We start from the raw sequence: 16,247 nt of genomic DNA, 5'->3' as shown, positions 1-16,247 counted from the left end.
GTTGAACCGGTGCACTGACGCGCCGTCGGCGCCACAGCGTAGCTGCCATGATCTTCGTATCCGCAGCCGATTCCCCTCTCGGGGACAAGGCCAGGCAAGATGGGGGCGTGACCCTCATCGATCAGCTGCCGCCGACCGCCGACCCCGACGCCCTGTACGAAGCCTTCGAGTCGTGGGCGCAGGAGCGCGGTCTCACCCTCTACCCCCACCAGGAGGAGGCGCTGATCGAGGTGGTGTCGGGGGCGAACGTGATCGTCTCGACGCCCACCGGCTCCGGCAAGAGCATGATCGCCGCCGGTGCCCACTTCGCCGCGCTGGCCCGGGACGAGGTGACCTTCTACACGGCTCCGATCAAGGCGCTGGTGTCGGAGAAGTTCTTCGAGCTGTGCAAGCTGTTCGGCACCGAGAACGTGGGCATGCTGACCGGCGACGCCTCCGTGAACGCCGACGCGCCGGTGATCTGCTGCACCGCCGAGGTGCTGGCGTCGATCGCGCTGCGCGACGGCAAGCACGCGGACATCGGCCAGGTCGTGATGGACGAGTTCCACTTCTACGCCGAGGGGGACCGCGGCTGGGCCTGGCAGATCCCGCTGCTGGAGCTGCCGCAGGCGCAGTTCATCCTGATGTCGGCAACCCTGGGCGATGTCTCCTTCTTCGAGAAGGACCTGACCCGCCGCACCGGCCGCCCCACTTCGGTGGTCCGCTCGGCGACCCGCCCGGTGCCCCTCTCCTACGAGTACCGGCTGACCCCGCTCACCGAGACGCTCACCGACCTGCTGGAGAGCAGGCAGGCCCCGGTCTACATCGTCCACTTCACGCAGGCCCAGGCCGTGGAGCGCGCGCAGGCGCTGATGAGCATCAACATGTGCACCCGGGAGGAGAAGGACCGGATCGCCGAGCTGATCGGCAACTTCCGCTTCACCACGAAGTTCGGCCGCAACCTCTCCCGTTACGTCCGGCACGGCATCGGCGTGCACCACGCCGGCATGCTTCCCAAGTACCGGCGCCTGGTGGAGAAGCTGGCCCAGGCCGGTCTGCTGAAGGTCATCTGCGGCACGGACACGCTGGGCGTGGGCGTCAACGTGCCCATCCGCACGGTGCTCTTCACGGCGCTGACCAAGTACGACGGCAGCCGTGTGCGCACGCTGCGGGCACGGGAGTTCCACCAGATCGCCGGCCGGGCCGGCCGGGCCGGCTTCGACACCGCGGGGCTCGTCGTGGCGCAGGCGCCGGAGCATGTGATCGAGAACGAGAAGGCGCTGGCGAAGGCGGGCGACGACCCGAAGAAGCGGCGCAAGGTGGTGCGCAAGAAGGCGCCGGAGGGCTTCGTCGGCTGGACGGAGAACACCTTCCAGAAGCTGATCGAGTCGGAGCCGGAGCCGCTGACGTCCCGGTTCCGGGTGACGCACACGATGCTGCTGTCGGTGATCGCCCGCCCGGGCAATGCCTTCGAGGCGATGCGCCATCTCCTGGAGGACAACCACGAGCCGCGCAGGCAGCAGCTGCGGCACATCCGCCGGGCGATCGCGATCTACCGTTCGCTGCTCGACGGCGGGATCGTGGAGAAGCTCGACCGGCCCGACGCCGAGGGCCGCATCGTCCGGCTCACGGTCGATCTGCAGCAGGACTTCGCGCTGAACCAGCCGCTGTCCACGTTCGCCCTCGCCGCGTTCGAACTTCTCGACCCCGACTCGCCGTCCTACGCACTCGACATGGTCTCCGTCGTCGAGTCCACCCTGGACGACCCGCGCCAGATCCTCGTCGCCCAGCAGAACAAGGCGCGCGGAGAAGCCGTGGCCGCGATGAAGGCGGACGGCGTCGAGTACGAGGAGCGCATGGAGCGCCTCCAGGACGTCACGTACCCGAAGCCGCTGGAGGAACTGCTCTTCCACGCGTACAACACCTACCGCAAGAGCCACCCCTGGGTCGGCGACCACCCGCTGTCGCCGAAGTCGGTCGTCCGGGACATGTACGAACGGGCGCTGTCCTTCACCGAGTTGGTCTCCTTCTACGAACTGGCCCGCACCGAGGGCATCGTGCTCCGCTACCTCGCGGGCGCCTACAAGACCCTGGACCACACCATCCCGGACGACCTGAAGTCCGAGGACCTGCAGGACCTGATCGAGTGGCTCGGCGAGATGGTGCGCCAGGTGGACTCCAGCCTGCTGGACGAGTGGGAACAGCTGGCGAACCCCGAGGAGATGACCGCCGAGGAGGCCCAGGAGAAGGCCGACGAGGTCAAGCCGGTCACCACCAATGCTCGCGCCTTCCGGGTCCTGGTCCGCAACGCGCTGTTCCGGCGCGTGGAGCTGGCCGCGCTCGACCAGGTCGAGGAACTGGGCGAGATGGACGCCGAGTCGGGCTGGGACGCGCAGGCGTGGGGCGAGGCGATGGACAAGTACTGGGACGAGTACGACGACCTCGGCACCGGTCCCGACGCCCGTGGCCCCAAGCTGCTGGTCATCAACGAGGAACCGGAGAACGGCCTGTGGCGGGTGCGGCAGATCTTCGACGACCCGAACGGCGACCACGACTGGGGCATCAGCGCGGAGATCGACCTCGCGGCCTCGGACGCCGAGGGCCGGGCGGTCGTCCGCGTCACCGATGTCGGCCAGCTGTGAGCCAAGGAGACGCCCACCGATGACCAACCCGGCCGACAGACTGGTCGACCTGCTCGACCTCGAGCAGGTCGAGGTCAACATCTTCCGCGGCCGAAGCCCGCAGGAGTCCTTGCAGCGGGTGTTCGGCGGCCAGGTGGCCGGCCAGGCGCTGGTCGCCGCCGGGCGCACTACGGACGGCGACCGCCCGGTGCACTCGCTCCACGCGTACTTCCTGCGCCCGGGCCGTCCGGGCGTGCCGATCGTGTACCAGGTGGAACGGGTCCGCGACGGCCGCTCGTTCACGACACGCCGGGTCACCGCCGTGCAGCAGGGCCGCACGATCTTCAATCTGACCGCCTCCTTTCACAAGCCTGAGGAAGGACCGTTCGAGCACCAGCTGCCACCGGCCCGGGACGTGCCGCACCCGGAGGCGCTGCCCACGGTGACCGAGGAGGTCCGCAAGCATCTGGGCGCGCTTCCTGAGCAGTTGGAGCGGATGGCGCGCCGCCAGCCCTTCGACATCCGGTACGTCGACCGGCTGCGCTGGCACCCGGAGGAGATCCGGGGCGCCGAACCGCGCAGCGCCGTGTGGATGCGCGCGGTCGGACCGCTCGGGGACGATCCACTGGTCCACACGTGCGCGCTGACCTACGCCAGCGACATGACCCTCCTGGACGCGGTGCGCATCCCCGTCGAGCCCCTCTGGGGGCCGAGAAGCTTCGACATGGCCTCGCTGGACCACGCGATGTGGTTCCACCGGCCGTTCCGCGCCGACGAGTGGTTCCTCTACGACCAGGAGTCGCCGATCATCACCGGTGGACGCGGCCTGGCCCGCGGACGCATCTACGACCTGCGGGGTCGCCTGCTCGTCTCGGTCGTCCAGGAGGGCCTGTTCAGGTCCCTGTAGCGGGCCGCCGGTGAAGCGCGCGGCGGCGGTCGTTCAGACCGGCGCGGGGCCGGGGTTTCTCCGCCGGAGCCAGGCACGCAGTCCGCGAGCCGGGGGCAGCGGCGCCGGTCCGGACCCGTGGTCCCGGCGGGAGGGGAGCGGGACCGGCCGGGCCGCGGGAGCGCGGTGCATCTCGGGCGCTCGTCGCCCGGGCGCCCCGCCCAGCTCGGCGGCCCTTTGTGTCGGCTCCGTGGGCCGCGTGACGGTTGGCGCCATCGGCGGGATCGGGCACGCCGCCGCTCGCATCGTCGGCGCGGCACGGCGGAGGGCCGGGCTCGGCGCGGGCAGGAGGGTGCGGGCCTCCCCGACCGCGCGGGCCAGCTCGCTGCGCAGCCACTCGATCTCGTCCGTGTCCTGGGCGGTCGCGATCTGCTCACCGAGTCGGGCGGAGGCCGATCCGGGAAGGCTCCGGCCGGGGAGCGCCGGCCGCAGCCGGTTCACCCAGGCGCGCTCGTACGGGTCCTTGACGACGTCGGCGACCTCAACGGGCTCGAGAAAGGCGGCCAGGGCTCCGGCGCGGGCCCACGGGTCCTCGGCCTGCCGGAGCAGGAACCCGAGGTGGCGCCCGCGCCAGTTCCGGGCGCGCAGATCCACTCCCGCCGCCAGCTGGCTGCGCAGGGTCTCCGGCGTGCGGCCCTTCAGCAGGTGCGCGTTCTCGGCGCAGGTCGTGAAGTGCCGCAGTTCTTCCGCGAGGTAGAGCCAGACGACCGCCCGGTAGCGGTTGAGGTAGAAATGCACCGGCACGAGCAGGCCCAGACGCGCGAGCCGGGTGAACCGGCCGGCCGGGATCTCCATGAGCGCCGCGCCCTCCGCGGTGCCCACGGTCCGCACCTGCTCGCGGAGCGCTGCGGGGAAGCCGTCGAGTGCGCGCAGCCGGTCGATCTCCCCGCGCTCCACCCGTCGGCCTCCTCCCCCGCCCTCGTCGGGCACGGTCCGTACGCGGCCGAGGTGGACGGCGAGGTCGAACTCGCTTCGCTGCAGCCCCAGTTCGCGAGCCGCGCGGCTCGGGCTGCAGGTGATGGGGCGGGCTGTGCCGAAGGTGTTTGCCGACATGGTCGTACTCCCCCGTGGAGTCGGTGGCTCACGCCCTGCGCGATCGCCGTGCACACACCGTAGCCAAGTCCGCCCCGTTCGTGGCGACCCTGTGGATAACTCCGCGAGGCCGGGAAGAACCGCAGCTCACAGCTCTGTGGGCGGAGTCCGCTCGGGTTGCCTGGCGTCGACGCCGAGGTGTTCGCCGACCCGGTTGACGAGCAGGGTCATCTCGTAGGCGATCTGACCGATGTCGGCCTCCGCCCCGCTGAGCACGCACAGGCAACTGCCGGTGCCCGCCGCGGTCACGAACAGCACGGCATCGTCGTACTCGATCATCGTCTGGCGCACCCGCCCCGCGCCGAAGTGGCGTCCCGAGCCCTTAGCCAGGCTGTGCAGTCCGGACGCCACCGCGGCCAGGTGCTCGGCGTCCTCGCGGCGTAGGCCCGTGCTCGCTCCGGTGACCAGCCCGTCGTTCGACAGCACCAGCGCGTGCCGCACGTGCTCCACGCGGCCGGTCAGATCGTCCAGGAGCCAGCTCAGTCCCTGGTTCTGCGCCATTTTCCGCCTCTCCCCGTGTGATGTCTCCCCCTGGCCGGAGGAACTCCCCGCCAGCCTTCCCCACGTGTCTCGTCCGGGCAAGCAGGATGGGCGCATGGCAGAGAAGATGACCGACGAGGAGTGGCGGGGGTTCGTCTCACAGGGCACCCGCACCGGCAAACTGTCCACCGTTCGTGCCGATGGGAGCCCCCATGTGGCTCCGGTCTGGTTCCTGCTGGAGGGGGACGAACTGATCTTCAACACCGGCCGGGACACGGTGAAAGGGCGCAATCTCGCCCGTGACGGCGGGTCGCCCTCTGCGTGGACGACGACCGGCCGCCGTTCCACTTCGTGGTGCTGAACGGCCGCGCCCGGCTGTCGGAGGACCTGGACGAGGTGCGCGGTTGGGCCACCCGGATCGCCGCCCGGTACATGGGCGAGGGCCGCGCCGAGGAGTACGGCGCCCGTAACGGTGTCCCGGGTGAACTGCTCGTGCGCGTGACGATCGACAAGGTGGTCGCCGTCCGCGACCTGGCGGCCTGAGCGACGGGCTCAGCCGACCGAGTCCAGGAGCCGGGCGGTGTGCATCCGCCCGGCGTACTCGACGAGCCGGATCAGCACCTCCTTGCCCGAGTTCCGGTCGCGCGCGTCGCACAGCACCACGGGTGTGCCGGAGTCGAGGTCGAGGGCCCGGGAGACGTCGTGGGCGCCGTAGGTGCGGGCCCCCGTGAAGCAGTTGACGGCCACCACGAACGGAATGCGGCGGTGCTCGAAGTAGTCGACGGCGGGAAAGCAGTCCTCCAGGCGCCGGGTGTCCGCCAGGACGACGGCGCCGAGGGCCCCCTGGGAGAGTTCGTCCCACAGGAACCAGAAGCGGTCCTGTCCAGGCGTGCCGAAGAGGTAGAGGGACAGCCCGGACCGGATCGTGATGCGCCCGAAGTCCATGGCGACGGTCGTGGTGACCTTCTGGTCCACGCCGTCGGTGTCGTCGACCAGCTGACCGGCCTCACTGAGCAGTTCCTCGGTGCGCAGCGGCCGGATCTCGCTGACGGCCCCGACCAGGGTCGTCTTGCCGACGCCGAATCCGCCGGCGACCAGTATCTTCAGCGCCAGGGCGGAGGTGTCGTCGGCGGCTTCGGAGTGCTCGGAGACCATGATCACTTCTCTCGGGAGGGCCGGCTGCGGTCGACGTCCAGGGGCTCCGGTGGTGGAGTCAGCATCATGACAACCGGGGCCGCCGTGCGGGTGGTTGGATCGAAACGAACCTGATGTGACCGGCTCGCGCCCGGTCGGTGACGCAACGGGTACGGATAGGGACGTGCGGGGACGGGCGGCGGGCTCTGACCGTTCATCCGTGGCACTCGTGCTTCCTGTTCACTACAGCGCTCGCAATCCCGCGATGACCTCGCGCAGAATTCGTTCGTCGGGCAGATGGGCCGGTGGCACGGGGCGGCTGATGGTCACACAGCCGAGTTCCAGGAGGTCCCCGAGGAGCACCCTGACCACGCCCACGGGCAGGTCCGCGTCCGCCGCGAGTTCGGCGACCGACTGCGTCTCCGTGCGGCACAGCTCGATCAGGGTGCGGTGTTCGGGTCCGAGCGCGATGTCGTCGTCGACCGCCGGCGCTGCGGGATCGAGGCTGACCAGCGCGATCAGGTCGAAGTGCACGCCGGTGGGGCCCGGCTGGGTACGTCCGCCCGTCATGGCGTACGGGCGGACCAGGGGCCCCGCCTCGCCGTCGTACCACTGGCTGCCCGGCTCCCGCGGGCCGCCCGTCGGGTTCTGGATCATCGCGCCGCCTTCCGGCTCACCTGGCGGCGGGCGGCTGCGCCGCGACGCGCGGCGCGGTGTAGAGGTGCTCCCCGACCCGCTTGACCAGTCGCGCCATCTCGTAGGCGACAAGCCCGATGTCGGCGGTGACGGCGGTGAGCACCGCGAGGCAGGAACCGTCGCCGGCGGCCGCCACGAACAGGAACGCGTCGTCCATCTCGACCATGGTCTGACGCACGCCGCCGGCTCCGAAGTGCCGTCCCGCCCCCTTGGCGAGACTGTTGAAACCTGAGGCGACGGCGGCGAGATGCTCGGCGTCCTCCCGGGCGAGATCGCTGGAGGCGCCGACGGCCAGGCCGTCGTTGGAGAGCACGACGGCATGCCGTACCTCGCGCACGCGCATCACCAGATCGTCGAGCAGCCAGTCCAGTTCGCCGGACCGCCGGCCGGCCCTCGGGTTCGGGTCCTGGATCATGCCGGGTCTCCTTCATCGCGGTTGCGGCCCGTTTCGGGCTCCGGGGCGACCCCCCGGCCGGGTTGCCTGCCACCGCCGCGGGCCCAACCGTCGCGGTAGGCCGCCATGCGGTCCCGTACGAGTTCGGGGGTGCGCGGGTCGTCGTGCTGCTGCGCGCGCCCGGGCGAGGGCTCCTCGGGTCGCTGATGGCGCAGTTGAGGGGCGAGGCTGGCCTGGCGCACCCGGCGCGGGAGGTCGTCGGAGGGGGGTTCGGAGTCGTTCGGCGGTCGGTGCAGCCTCAGTGCGGTGACTCCGGGAGGCGGGGGTTCGTTCGCGGTGTCACGGGGGGCCGGCCGGTCCGGCGCGCCGTGCGGGTCGGTCACGGTGCCGTGCGGGCCCGCGGCGGTGGCCGCCAGGGCGGGCCGCTCCGACCGTGCGGCGACGGCCTCCTGGGGCGGGGTCGGGCCGGGCATGCGCGCGAACGCGGACTCCTGCTCGGGGTCCGACTGCTCGTGGCGACTGCGGGAACGTTCCGCCGAGCCGCTGTGCAGCAGCGCGGTCGGCACCAGGACGACCGCGGTGGTGCCCCCGTAGGGGGAGGTCCGCAGATGCACCTTGATGCCGTGCCGTGAGGCGAGCCTGCTGACCACGAAGAGTCCGAGCCGGTCGCTGTCGAACAGGTCAAGGGCCTCGGACTGTTCGATGCGCCGGTTGGCCTCCGCGAGCGTCTCGTCGCCCATGCCGAGTCCCCGGTCCTCGATCTCCAGGGCGTAGCCGTTGCCGACCGGTTCGCCGGTGACGCGCACGCGCGTGTGGGGCGGAGAGAACTGGGCCGCGTTCTCCACGAGTTCGGCCAGCAGGTGGGTGAGGTCGGCGACCGCCGCCCCGATGACGTGCGCCTCGGGGAGCTGTCGTACCTCCACGCGCGCGTAGTCCTCGACTTCCGAGACGGCGGCCCTGACGACGTTCGTCAGGGAGACCGGCATGCGCCAGGCCCGGCCGGGCGCGGCCCCGGAGAGGATGATCAGGCTCTCGGCGTGGCGCCGCATCCGGGTGGTGAGGTGGTCCAGGCGGAAGAGGTCGCTCAGTTCGTTGGGGTCGTCGGAGCGCCGCTCCATGCTGTCCAGGAGGCTGAGCTGGCGGTGCACCAGCACCTGGCTGCGGCGGGCCAGGTTGACGAAGACCCCCGAGATGCCGCTGGCGAGTTCTGCGCGTTCCACCGCGGCACGCAGGGCGGCTCGGTGCACGGTGGTGAGGGCTTCCGCGACCTGGCCGGCCTCGTCCTCGGCGGGCGGGCCGGCGGGCGCCTCGGCCTGGATGTCGATCTCCTCGCCCGCGCGCAGTCTGCGCATGGCCTGCGGAAGCTTGCGGCGGGCGATCTCCAGGGCGTCGTTGCGCAGGCTCACGAGTTCGATCACGAGGGCCCGTCCGATCCGGACGGAGATGACCAGCGAGGCGACCACGGCGGCGAGGCCGAACAGCACCGCGGCACCCGCCGGGCTGAGCAGTCCGCGGGCGAACGGGTCGGCGCGGCCCGCCACGGCACGGCCCATGTCCGCCGCGATGCCCCGCATTCCGTCCCGCACGCGCGCGTGGGCCGCGTTCCAGGCGGCCTGGGGCGCTGCGTCGGCCGGCTTGGTGCCCGGCGCGGCGGCGAGGACCTTGTCCTCGGTCGCGCCGAGGGCCGTGTAGGCACCGCTCTCGGCGAGGTGGCTCCAGGCGGTGCGCTCGGCGGCCGGCAGGTCGGCGACGGCCGTGTCGGTGAGTGCGCGCCGTGCGGCCACGGCGGCGCTGAACAACCGCAGCCGCGCTCCCTGCAGCGACCCCGCCGTCCGCGCGCCGCTCAGGACGGCGTCCTCCTGGGCCAGCGCCTCGGCGGCTCGGGAGAATTCGAGCAGCACGCGCGCGTCCGAGCCGATGTCGGCCTGTTGGATGCCGGTGAGGGCGCCGTCCACGGCGAAGCCCGCCCCGATGGTCTTCGTGTACTGCGTGTACGCCTGGGCCCAGCCGGTTCTGCGGTCGAGCACGGCCGTCCGCAGGGCGCGCAGGTGCTCGGCGCCGGTGACGAAGGCGCCGAGGCGTCCGGAGACGCCCGCGGGCAGTTCCTGGCTGTCGGCGACCGTGCTGTCGCCGAGCCGCAGCCTGGCCACGGCCCGGTCGGTGCGGGCCGCCAGGCCCTGCAGCTCGGTGCCGTCCGCCGCGCCGGGGGCGCCGGCGTAGCGCACGGCCGCGGTGCGCTCCGCCTGGAGCGCGGCGACGGCCTCGGCGACCGGAGTCCGCAGTTCGGCGTCGACCCGCTGGGACTGGCGCAGCCCGGCGACGTCCTGTGCGGTGCTGACGGTGGCGTACGCCCACAGGGCGAGCAGGGAGACGACGGGGACCATCAGGAGGCTGACGACCTTGGCGCGTACGGTCCGGGGCCGCAGTTGCCGCCGCTTCACGCGCGCGCGTGCCTTGTCCGGCCCGATACCTCGTGGCAGCTCGGTGCCCTCGTCGGCCGGCGGCCCCGCGTGCGCGCGGCGGCCACGCGGGGGGTGCGCCGGGGTGGCGGCGCTTGCGGTGGTACGGGGTGGGCGCATGGCCTCCTCGCTCGGAACGTGGGTCGGGGCGCTCGGGCCGGGCTCCCGCTAGCGGGCGGCGCTCTCGACGGGCCGCTGGGCGGAGGCGGACGCCTCACGCTCGTCGGCCGTGGGCGAGAGGGCGACGAAGGCCGAGGTGATGAACAGGTAGGACCCGAGGCCGACGGCGAGGGGGAAGATGAACTGCATCGCCGTGGCCCCGGGCAGGGCCGCGCCGGACGGGTCCACATGCACGCTCACCGCGAACATTCCGGTGTAGTGCATGCTGCTGACGGCCGCCCCCATGACGAGGGAGGCGACGGTGACCGCGAGGGGCGACTTGATGTTGAGTCCGGCCCACAGGGCGGCCGTCGCCGCCACCACGGCGATCAGGACGGACAGTCCGACGAGTACGGGGTCGTACGTGACGTCGCCGTGCAGCCGGACCGCCGCCATGCCCAGGTAGTGCATGCTGGCCACACCCAGTCCGGTGGTGAGTCCGCCGAGCGTGAGCGCCCGGCTGCGGTCCCGGCTGTAGCCGACGACGAAGACGCCGACACTGACGACGGTCATGGCGACGAGCAGGCTGAGGATGGTCAGCGGCACGTCGTAGCGGATGTCGGTGCCGCTGACGCGGAAGCCGAGCATGGCCACGAAGTGCATCGTCCAGATGCCCGTCCCGATCGCGGAGGCGGCGGTGACGAGCCAGTTGCGGCGCGAGCGGCCGCTGGTGGCGAGCGCACGGACGGTGCAGCGCAGTCCGAGTGCGGCGCCTATGCAGGCCATCAGGTACGACAGCACGGGGGTCAGCCAGCCGAAGGCGGCGTGGTCCAGGTGTCCCATGGCCACGGGACGCTAGCCGGGGCACGAGCGCACAAAGGGGGCGCATTTCGAAAGGTGTTGGAATATGACACAGAGATGCGCCGGAACGATCGCCTCACGCTCGAACGTGCGCACAGAGACATCCCTCGTGACGGTGAGGAATCATGCGGAACATGAGCGACGACCACACACATGTCCAGGAGTTCTTCACCGCTCGGGCGGCCGACTGGGACAGCAGGTTCCCCGACGACGGTCCCGCGTACGCGGCCGCTGTCGCCGACCTCGGGCTGCGGGCGGGCGACCGCGTGCTGGACGCGGGCTGCGGAACGGGACGTGCGCTGGCGCCCCTGCGGGCCGCCGTGGGCCCCTCGGGGGTCGTGCTGGGAGCCGACCTGACCCCGGCGATGCTCGCGGCCGCCGTGCGAGCGGGCAGGGACCGGATCGGGACGCTGCTGCGCGCGGACGTGGCCGCGCTGCCGCTGCGCTCGGGCTGCCTGGACGCCGTGTTCGCGGCCGGTCTGATCGCCCACCTGCCGCGCCCGGCGGAGAACCTGCGGGAACTGGCCCGCGTGGTGCGGCCGGGCGGCACGCTCGCGCTGTTCCATCCGATCGGCCGCGCGGCCCTGGCGGCACGTCAGGGACGGCAGATCACACCCGACGACCTGCGGGCCGAGCCCAATCTGCGTTCTTTGCTGGCTGGTTCGGGGTGGCGCATGAGGTCGTACGTCGACGAGGACGACCGTTTCCTCGCGCTCGCGGTGCGCGAGGGGTGACGGACAGCGCGGCCGCGCAGTCCGTCCCCGCCGCAGGCCGCCGGTCCACGCGGGTGGGGCGTCCGGGCCGGTGCCGGTTCCCCTGGCTGCGCCGGCCCGGCATCAGTCGGAGGAGTCCGACACCGAGGTGTCCCTGGGCCGCACCGGGCAGCCACGCAGCCCCGGAACCGGATGAGTGCCGAGATCGGCCACGCGATAGCCGTTGGGATACTCCTTGATCTCCCGGTTCTGGCGCGCGAAGTGCGGCCTGCGGCGCGGCGGCATCAGCCGCACCATCCGGCCGCGCGTCCTGACGGCACGCTGCACGAGGGCGGTGACGGCCGCGCCGGGCGGCGGGTAGCGGAATGCGCGCAGCAGCGACTCGTCGAGCAGGGCGAGCGTCGCCGTGCGCAGCAGGGGCGCCAGGGGGCGCGGGTACCAGGACACCATCAGGTCGAGGGTGGCGTCGGAGACCTGCCGGGCCTGCTCGTCCCAGCCGAAGTGGGCCTCCTCGTAGGCGTCGAGGAGGGATTCGAACTCTTCGTACGTCCTGGGGATGCCGGGGATGCCCATGTGCCGCCCGAAGATGCGGTAGTACTCGGCGGTGGCGACGATCTCGTGCCGGGACAGCCGCCGCCAGCCGTAGGCGTCGATCCAGCGCCTGGGCGTCACGACGAACGTGCAGAGCACGTACCGCATGTCGTCGTCGCTGATGTCGTAGCTGCGGTGCATCCGGTTGATGCGGCGGATCGCGGTGCGACCCTCCGCGGAGGCGAAGCCGTGTTCCACGATGGCGTCGAGAAGCAGCGCGGTGTCGTCGTACCGCTTCTGCGTGCGCGCGGTCAGCTCGGCCGTCCGGGCGAGGAGCCGGCCGATGCTCGGAACGGCGTACGTGCGGTACAGGGCCAGTTCCAGGGCGCGTGCGTAGTCCCAGGGGAATTCGAACGCCACGCTGAGTCGGTAGATCTCCGGCGCGTCCGCCACCGGGTCCAGCCGACGGATCCGCTCCAGCCGGTCGAAGCGCTTCACCGCGTCGTCCCCCTTCTGCTGCCGGGACTCCAACTCTACGTTGAAGAGCGGAAAATGAGCGATCGACAACGACCCCGTTCGGGTGGAGGGTGGTCCCCGTGTTCGACACGATCCGTGCATACGCCGCCAGACTCCGCACCTCCCCGCAGGCGCAGCCGGCAGGCGCCCGGGAGAAGCGTGGACACAACTTGTTCGAAGCTGCGGCCGTGTATGTGGCGGCCCGGGTGGAGGACGACCAGGACGGGGTCGATGAGGCGGCGACCTGGGTGTCACCGGAGGCGCTGTCATTCGGGGTGAGCGAACTGGCCTGCCGGGCGGTCGTCGCGCTGGCCCGGGAGCGGGACGAGTCGCCCGGGGCGGTGGCCCGTGATCTGCTCGGGCTGCCCGCGGTGTGAGGAAGTCCCGTGGAGACCGTGGTCGTTTCGCCCCCGTCCAGGTGGAAACCTGCAGGTCCGCGTGGTGTGAGCGGTCGTGACAAGGGCCTTTCGCCCGCACTAGGGTGCGCGCCGATGGACGAACCACTGGGGAGGCAGGAATGGCCGGGACGGACGAGGATGCCGTCGCCGCCGCGGACGATGCGCTGTTTGTGCTGACGGCGGTGTTGCTGACGCCGGCGCAGTTTCCGAGCGTGCTGGGCGACGACTACCCGGAGGCGTGCGCGGCACTGGGGCTCGCGCCCCGCGCCGACGGGTACGGCCTGGTGCTGGGGCAGGACGGGGACGGTGCTCGCTGGACCGTCGTCATCGACGACGTCTCGCTGGTCGCCGTGGCCATCGCGTCCTGGGACTGCGGTATGGAGTACGAGCTGTCGCCGGACGAGCGCGCCGTCGTGACCGCCCTGCCGGGCTGGCCGCTGGCGGTTGCGGTCGCGGCTCCCGGCATCCCCGCGCCGCACGACCCCTCCCCCGAGGTCGCGGACCGGCCGCCGCTGTGCCCACCGGACACCAGCACCTGGGGTCCGGCCCAGCGGCGCCTCGGTGCCGACGAGATCGCCTTGCAGTGGGCTTCGTGGCGGCAGCAGATCAACGACGACGAGTTCGCCGTACCGGGTGACCGGGCCGCCTCCGGCGAGCCCGCGCCGGGCGGCGAGGAGCAGGGTGCGGGGGGCACCGCAAAGGGCCGCCACCAGGGGATCCGGCGGGTGCTCGCGGAGGCCCGTGCCTATGTGGACTCGCCACCTCCGCTCGGCCGAGTGCGCTCGTCGTTCGCCCCGGGCGACGCCCGGACCCTGCGCGCCGACGGCCCCGGCTGGTCCATCGTGGCCCGCACGGACGACATCGCGTTCGTCCTCCTCGACGACGAGCCGGGCGAGGTCCTGCCGGTCGGCCGCGGCCCCGAACTGCCGGGCCTGCTGGAAGCGCTCGACAAGATGGCCGTACGGCCCCTGTGAACCACTGACGGTGTCGCCGGCCGGGTAGGTGCCGGTCGGCGACACCGTTCTCGTCGGCCGGGGCGACGCGTTCGTCATCGGCCGGGACGGCGATACGACAGCTTGTGTGCCGGGCGGCAGCGATTCGCGGGCACCGGGAGGCGTCATGGTCAGTCGGCCGGGACCATCACTGGCGCCCCGGGACGTCCTGGGGAGAAGCGGCGGCGCGACTGAACTGTCGGTGAGCCGGAACCGTCACAGGATCCGGGAGACGGCGCGGTCCGGCATGTGCGGGGACGGCGGCATGGTCAGTGTGAGCCGGGAGGCGACATGATCTCCGTACGAGCCGGAAGGCGGCACGCTCCGCATGAGCTGGACGGTGGCACGCTCCGCTTGAGCCGGGGACGGGCAACCCCAGTGCGACCGCGCAAGGCCGGACCGCAGCTGTACCGCACAAGCCCCGACGGCAGCCGTACGACCGCGCAGGCCCGGGCGGGAGCCGATCGACCGCGCGTGGGCCACCACCGGCTCGCGCCCGCCGTAGCCGCCCACGGCCGTGCCCTCTGAGGCCGGCGACCCGGGCGGCTCGGCGGAGCCGGCCCCCCGCGCCGCCGGCCTCCCCGTGCGACCGCCCCGCAGGCGACCGCCCCGGACGCCCGCCGCTGCCTCAGCGGCCGAGTTCCTTGCGGGTGACCCGGCGGAGCCTGCGCCGCTGCGAGGGGTCCAGCGCCAGGTACGCGGCGACCGGGACTCCGACCACGATGAGGAACGCCACCCACCAGGGCAGCCATATCAGCAGGATCAGACCGACCGCCACGCCCCCTGCGGCGATCTTGGCGTTCTTGGACATGAGCGTCGCCTCCTTCGCGGCCACTGCCGCTCTCTGCTCTGAAAACGGCCCCCCGCACCCCGCGGTTCCGGACCTCGCCCCTGAGACATCCCTGAGGCACGCCCCCTAGTGGACCCCACAATGGACCCGACGGCCCACCGATCGCCAGGCGTCCTTCGAACAGATTGTGCTGCACCCTCGGCGACCGCGCCCCGGTGTCGCGCGGGTCGTCTGCCGCCCTCGTCCTGCACGCGCACGCGGGAGGGCCGGGGAGGGCGGCGCGCCGGTGCCGCCCTCCCCGGCCCCCTTACGTGCCGGACGCGCGTGTGGCGGTCAGCTCCGCGCTCCCAGCAGGTGGTCCATCGCCAGCTGGTCGAGCCGCTCGAACACCATGCCGCGGGCGGCGGCCGCCTCCACGTCGAAGTCCTCGAACGCCGTGCGGTCGGTGAGCAGGGCCTGCAGGCCGTCGGCCGCGGTCGGCTGGGCCAGCTGGTCCAGGCGCGCGGCGCGCAGCGCCTCCTGCACCTCCGGGTCGGCACGGAAGGCGGCGGAACGCTCCTTGAGGATGAGGTAGTTGCGCATGCAGCCGGCCGCCGACGCCCAGACGCCGTCGAGGTCCTCGGTCCGCGGCGGCTTGAAGTCGAAGTGCCGGGGTCCCGCGTAGCCTGCGCTCTCCAGGAGGTCGACCAGCCAGAACGCCGCACGCAGGTCACCGGCGCCGAAGCGCAGGTCCTGGTCGTACTTGATGCCGGACTGGCCGTTGAGGTCGATGTGGAAGAGCTTGCCCGCCCACAGGGCCTGCGCGATGCCGTGCGGGAAGTTCAGGCCGGCCATCTGCTCATGGCCGACCTCCGGGTTGACGCCGTACAGCTCCGGCCGCTCCAGGCGCTCGATGAACGCCAGTGCGTGGCCGACGGTGGGCAGCAGGATGTCGCCGCGGGGCTCGTTGGGCTTGGGTTCGATGGCGAAGCGGATGTCGTAGCCCTGCGAGGTGACGTACTCACCGAGGAGGTCGAAGGCCTCCTTCATGCGGTCGAGGGCGGCGCGCACGTCCTTGGCGGCTCCGGACTCGGCGCCCTCACGGCCGCCCCAGGCGACGTACGTCTTGGCGCCCAGCTCCACGGCGAGGTCGACGTTGCGAATCGTCTTGCGCAGTGCGTAGCGGCGCACGTCACGGTCATTGGCGGTGAACGCGCCGTCCTTGAAGACGGGGTGCGTGAAGAGGTTCGTGGTGGCCATCGGGACCGTCATGCCGGTGGCGTCCAGGGCCTGGCGGAACCGCTTGATGTGCGACTCGCGCTCGGCGTCCGAGGAGCCGAAGGGGATCAGGTCGTCGTCGTGGAAGGTCACACCGTAGGCGCCCAGCTCGGCCAGGCGCTGCACCGTCTCGACCGGGTCGAGGGCGCGGCGCGTGGCGTCGCCGAACGGGTCCCTTCCCTGCCAGCCGACGGTCCACAGACCGAACGTGAACCTGTCCTCGGGGGTGGGCTGGTAGCTCATGCCGCGGCTCCTTGTTGCGTACGACTATTTCGTCATGGCCGTTTAC

15 protein-coding genes and 1 pseudogene are annotated in these 16,247 nt (G+C 72.0%); 6 read left to right on the top strand and 10 right to left on the bottom strand.

Features of this window, described 5'->3' with window-relative positions; translation table 11 throughout:
- Nucleotides 1–107: 107 nt before the first annotated feature.
- Both ACLU3S_RS08855 and ACLU3S_RS08850 read left to right on the top strand, forming a co-directional pair.
- Nucleotides 108–2,621, top strand: a complete 2,514-nt coding sequence (locus ACLU3S_RS08855) for a DEAD/DEAH box helicase (RefSeq protein WP_413951202.1) — start codon at nt 108–110, stop codon at nt 2,619–2,621.
- A gap of 19 nt (nt 2,622–2,640) precedes the next feature.
- Nucleotides 2,641–3,507, top strand: coding sequence for an acyl-CoA thioesterase (locus ACLU3S_RS08850; protein ID WP_413951201.1), 867 nt, complete (start codon nt 2,641–2,643; stop codon nt 3,505–3,507).
- Nucleotides 3,508–3,540: 33 nt separating this feature from the next.
- On the opposite strand, the gene ACLU3S_RS08845 is transcribed toward ACLU3S_RS08850, so the two are convergent.
- Together ACLU3S_RS08845 and ACLU3S_RS08840 are read right to left on the bottom strand one after the other, a co-directional pair.
- Nucleotides 3,541–4,599, bottom strand: a complete 1,059-nt coding sequence (locus tag ACLU3S_RS08845) for a DUF6397 family protein (RefSeq protein WP_413951200.1) — start codon at nt 4,597–4,599, stop codon at nt 3,541–3,543.
- A 126-nt stretch (nt 4,600–4,725) separates the two neighbouring features.
- Entirely contained in the window at nt 4,726–5,139 is a 414-nt protein-coding gene (locus ACLU3S_RS08840; protein ID WP_413951199.1) for a roadblock/LC7 domain-containing protein, read from the bottom strand.
- Between the two features lie 94 nt (nt 5,140–5,233).
- Here ACLU3S_RS08840 and ACLU3S_RS08835 point away from each other — a divergent pair.
- Nucleotides 5,234–5,661 (top strand): annotated as a pseudogene (locus tag ACLU3S_RS08835) (PPOX class F420-dependent oxidoreductase).
- Nucleotides 5,662–5,670: 9 nt separating this feature from the next.
- Here ACLU3S_RS08835 and ACLU3S_RS08830 read toward each other — a convergent pair.
- The 5 genes from ACLU3S_RS08830 to ACLU3S_RS08810 all read right to left on the bottom strand — a co-directional run bounded on the left by ACLU3S_RS08830 (nt 5,671) and on the right by ACLU3S_RS08810 (nt 10,743).
- Nucleotides 5,671–6,273 (bottom strand): GTP-binding protein, encoded by a 603-nt coding sequence (locus tag ACLU3S_RS08830; RefSeq protein WP_413951198.1) that lies wholly within the window; start codon nt 6,271–6,273, stop codon nt 5,671–5,673.
- A 222-nt stretch (nt 6,274–6,495) separates the two neighbouring features.
- Nucleotides 6,496–6,909 (bottom strand): DUF742 domain-containing protein, encoded by a 414-nt coding sequence (locus ACLU3S_RS08825; RefSeq protein ID WP_413951197.1) that lies wholly within the window; start codon nt 6,907–6,909, stop codon nt 6,496–6,498.
- 16 nt (nt 6,910–6,925) lie between these two features.
- Nucleotides 6,926–7,363 (bottom strand): roadblock/LC7 domain-containing protein, encoded by a 438-nt coding sequence (locus tag ACLU3S_RS08820; RefSeq protein ID WP_413951196.1) that lies wholly within the window; start codon nt 7,361–7,363, stop codon nt 6,926–6,928.
- On the bottom strand, nt 7,360–9,921 hold the full coding sequence (locus ACLU3S_RS08815) for a nitrate- and nitrite sensing domain-containing protein (protein WP_413951195.1): 2,562 nt from the start codon (nt 9,919–9,921) through the stop codon (nt 7,360–7,362). Before ACLU3S_RS08815 ends, ACLU3S_RS08820 begins: the two co-directional genes overlap by 4 nt.
- A 48-nt stretch (nt 9,922–9,969) precedes the next feature.
- The gene (locus tag ACLU3S_RS08810; RefSeq protein WP_413951194.1) at nt 9,970–10,743 is read right to left on the bottom strand and encodes an MHYT domain-containing protein; all 774 of its coding nucleotides are present in this window, start codon (nt 10,741–10,743) and stop codon (nt 9,970–9,972) included.
- A 152-nt stretch (nt 10,744–10,895) separates the two neighbouring features.
- On the opposite strand from ACLU3S_RS08810, the gene ACLU3S_RS08805 reads away from it, so the two are divergent.
- Nucleotides 10,896–11,495 (top strand): class I SAM-dependent methyltransferase, encoded by a 600-nt coding sequence (locus ACLU3S_RS08805; RefSeq protein ID WP_413951193.1) that lies wholly within the window; start codon nt 10,896–10,898, stop codon nt 11,493–11,495.
- 102 nt (nt 11,496–11,597) lie between these two features.
- On the opposite strand, the gene ACLU3S_RS08800 is transcribed toward ACLU3S_RS08805, so the two are convergent.
- Entirely contained in the window at nt 11,598–12,503 is a 906-nt protein-coding gene (locus ACLU3S_RS08800) for an oxygenase MpaB family protein (protein WP_413951233.1), read from the bottom strand.
- Nucleotides 12,504–12,601: 98 nt separating this feature from the next.
- Between ACLU3S_RS08800 and ACLU3S_RS08795 the strand changes: the two genes are divergently transcribed.
- Nucleotides 12,602–12,898, top strand: coding sequence for a hypothetical protein (locus tag ACLU3S_RS08795; protein WP_413951192.1), 297 nt, complete (start codon nt 12,602–12,604; stop codon nt 12,896–12,898).
- A gap of 140 nt (nt 12,899–13,038) precedes the next feature.
- Nucleotides 13,039–13,893, top strand: coding sequence for a hypothetical protein (locus tag ACLU3S_RS08790; RefSeq protein ID WP_413951191.1), 855 nt, complete (start codon nt 13,039–13,041; stop codon nt 13,891–13,893).
- Nucleotides 13,894–14,539: 646 nt separating this feature from the next.
- Here the strand turns inward: ACLU3S_RS08790 and ACLU3S_RS08785 are convergent.
- Both ACLU3S_RS08785 and xylA read right to left on the bottom strand, forming a co-directional pair.
- Nucleotides 14,540–14,722, bottom strand: coding sequence for a hypothetical protein (locus tag ACLU3S_RS08785; protein WP_225098959.1), 183 nt, complete (start codon nt 14,720–14,722; stop codon nt 14,540–14,542).
- Between the two features lie 312 nt (nt 14,723–15,034).
- Nucleotides 15,035–16,201 carry a xylose isomerase gene (gene xylA, locus ACLU3S_RS08780; RefSeq protein WP_413951190.1) on the bottom strand — a complete coding sequence of 389 codons (1,167 nt, stop codon included), beginning with the start codon at nt 16,199–16,201 and terminating at the stop codon, nt 15,035–15,037.
- Nucleotides 16,202–16,247 lie beyond the last annotated feature (46 nt).

It is taken from the genome of Streptomyces sp. AF1A (assembly GCF_047340315.1).
GTDB lineage: Bacteria > Actinomycetota > Actinomycetes > Streptomycetales > Streptomycetaceae > Streptomyces.
This window is presented reverse-complemented; position numbering and strand designations above follow the sequence as displayed.

Coding starts and splice junctions, on each gene's coding strand:
- ACLU3S_RS08830 (WP_413951198.1), bottom strand. CDS start 6,273: ATGGTCTCCGAGCACTCCGAAGCCGCCGACGACACCTCCGCCCTGGCG.
- ACLU3S_RS08850 (WP_413951201.1), top strand. CDS start 2,641: ATGACCAACCCGGCCGACAGACTGGTCGACCTGCTCGACCTCGAGCAG.
- xylA (WP_413951190.1), bottom strand. CDS start 16,201: ATGAGCTACCAGCCCACCCCCGAGGACAGGTTCACGTTCGGTCTGTGG.
- ACLU3S_RS08820 (WP_413951196.1), bottom strand. CDS start 7,363: ATGATCCAGGACCCGAACCCGAGGGCCGGCCGGCGGTCCGGCGAACTG.
- ACLU3S_RS08840 (WP_413951199.1), bottom strand. CDS start 5,139: ATGGCGCAGAACCAGGGACTGAGCTGGCTCCTGGACGATCTGACCGGC.
- ACLU3S_RS08825 (WP_413951197.1), bottom strand. CDS start 6,909: ATGATCCAGAACCCGACGGGCGGCCCGCGGGAGCCGGGCAGCCAGTGG.
- ACLU3S_RS08785 (WP_225098959.1), bottom strand. CDS start 14,722: ATGTCCAAGAACGCCAAGATCGCCGCAGGGGGCGTGGCGGTCGGTCTG.
- ACLU3S_RS08815 (WP_413951195.1), bottom strand. CDS start 9,921: ATGCGCCCACCCCGTACCACCGCAAGCGCCGCCACCCCGGCGCACCCC.
- ACLU3S_RS08810 (WP_413951194.1), bottom strand. CDS start 10,743: ATGGGACACCTGGACCACGCCGCCTTCGGCTGGCTGACCCCCGTGCTG.
- ACLU3S_RS08845 (WP_413951200.1), bottom strand. CDS start 4,599: ATGTCGGCAAACACCTTCGGCACAGCCCGCCCCATCACCTGCAGCCCG.
- ACLU3S_RS08805 (WP_413951193.1), top strand. CDS start 10,896: ATGAGCGACGACCACACACATGTCCAGGAGTTCTTCACCGCTCGGGCG.
- ACLU3S_RS08790 (WP_413951191.1), top strand. CDS start 13,039: ATGGCCGGGACGGACGAGGATGCCGTCGCCGCCGCGGACGATGCGCTG.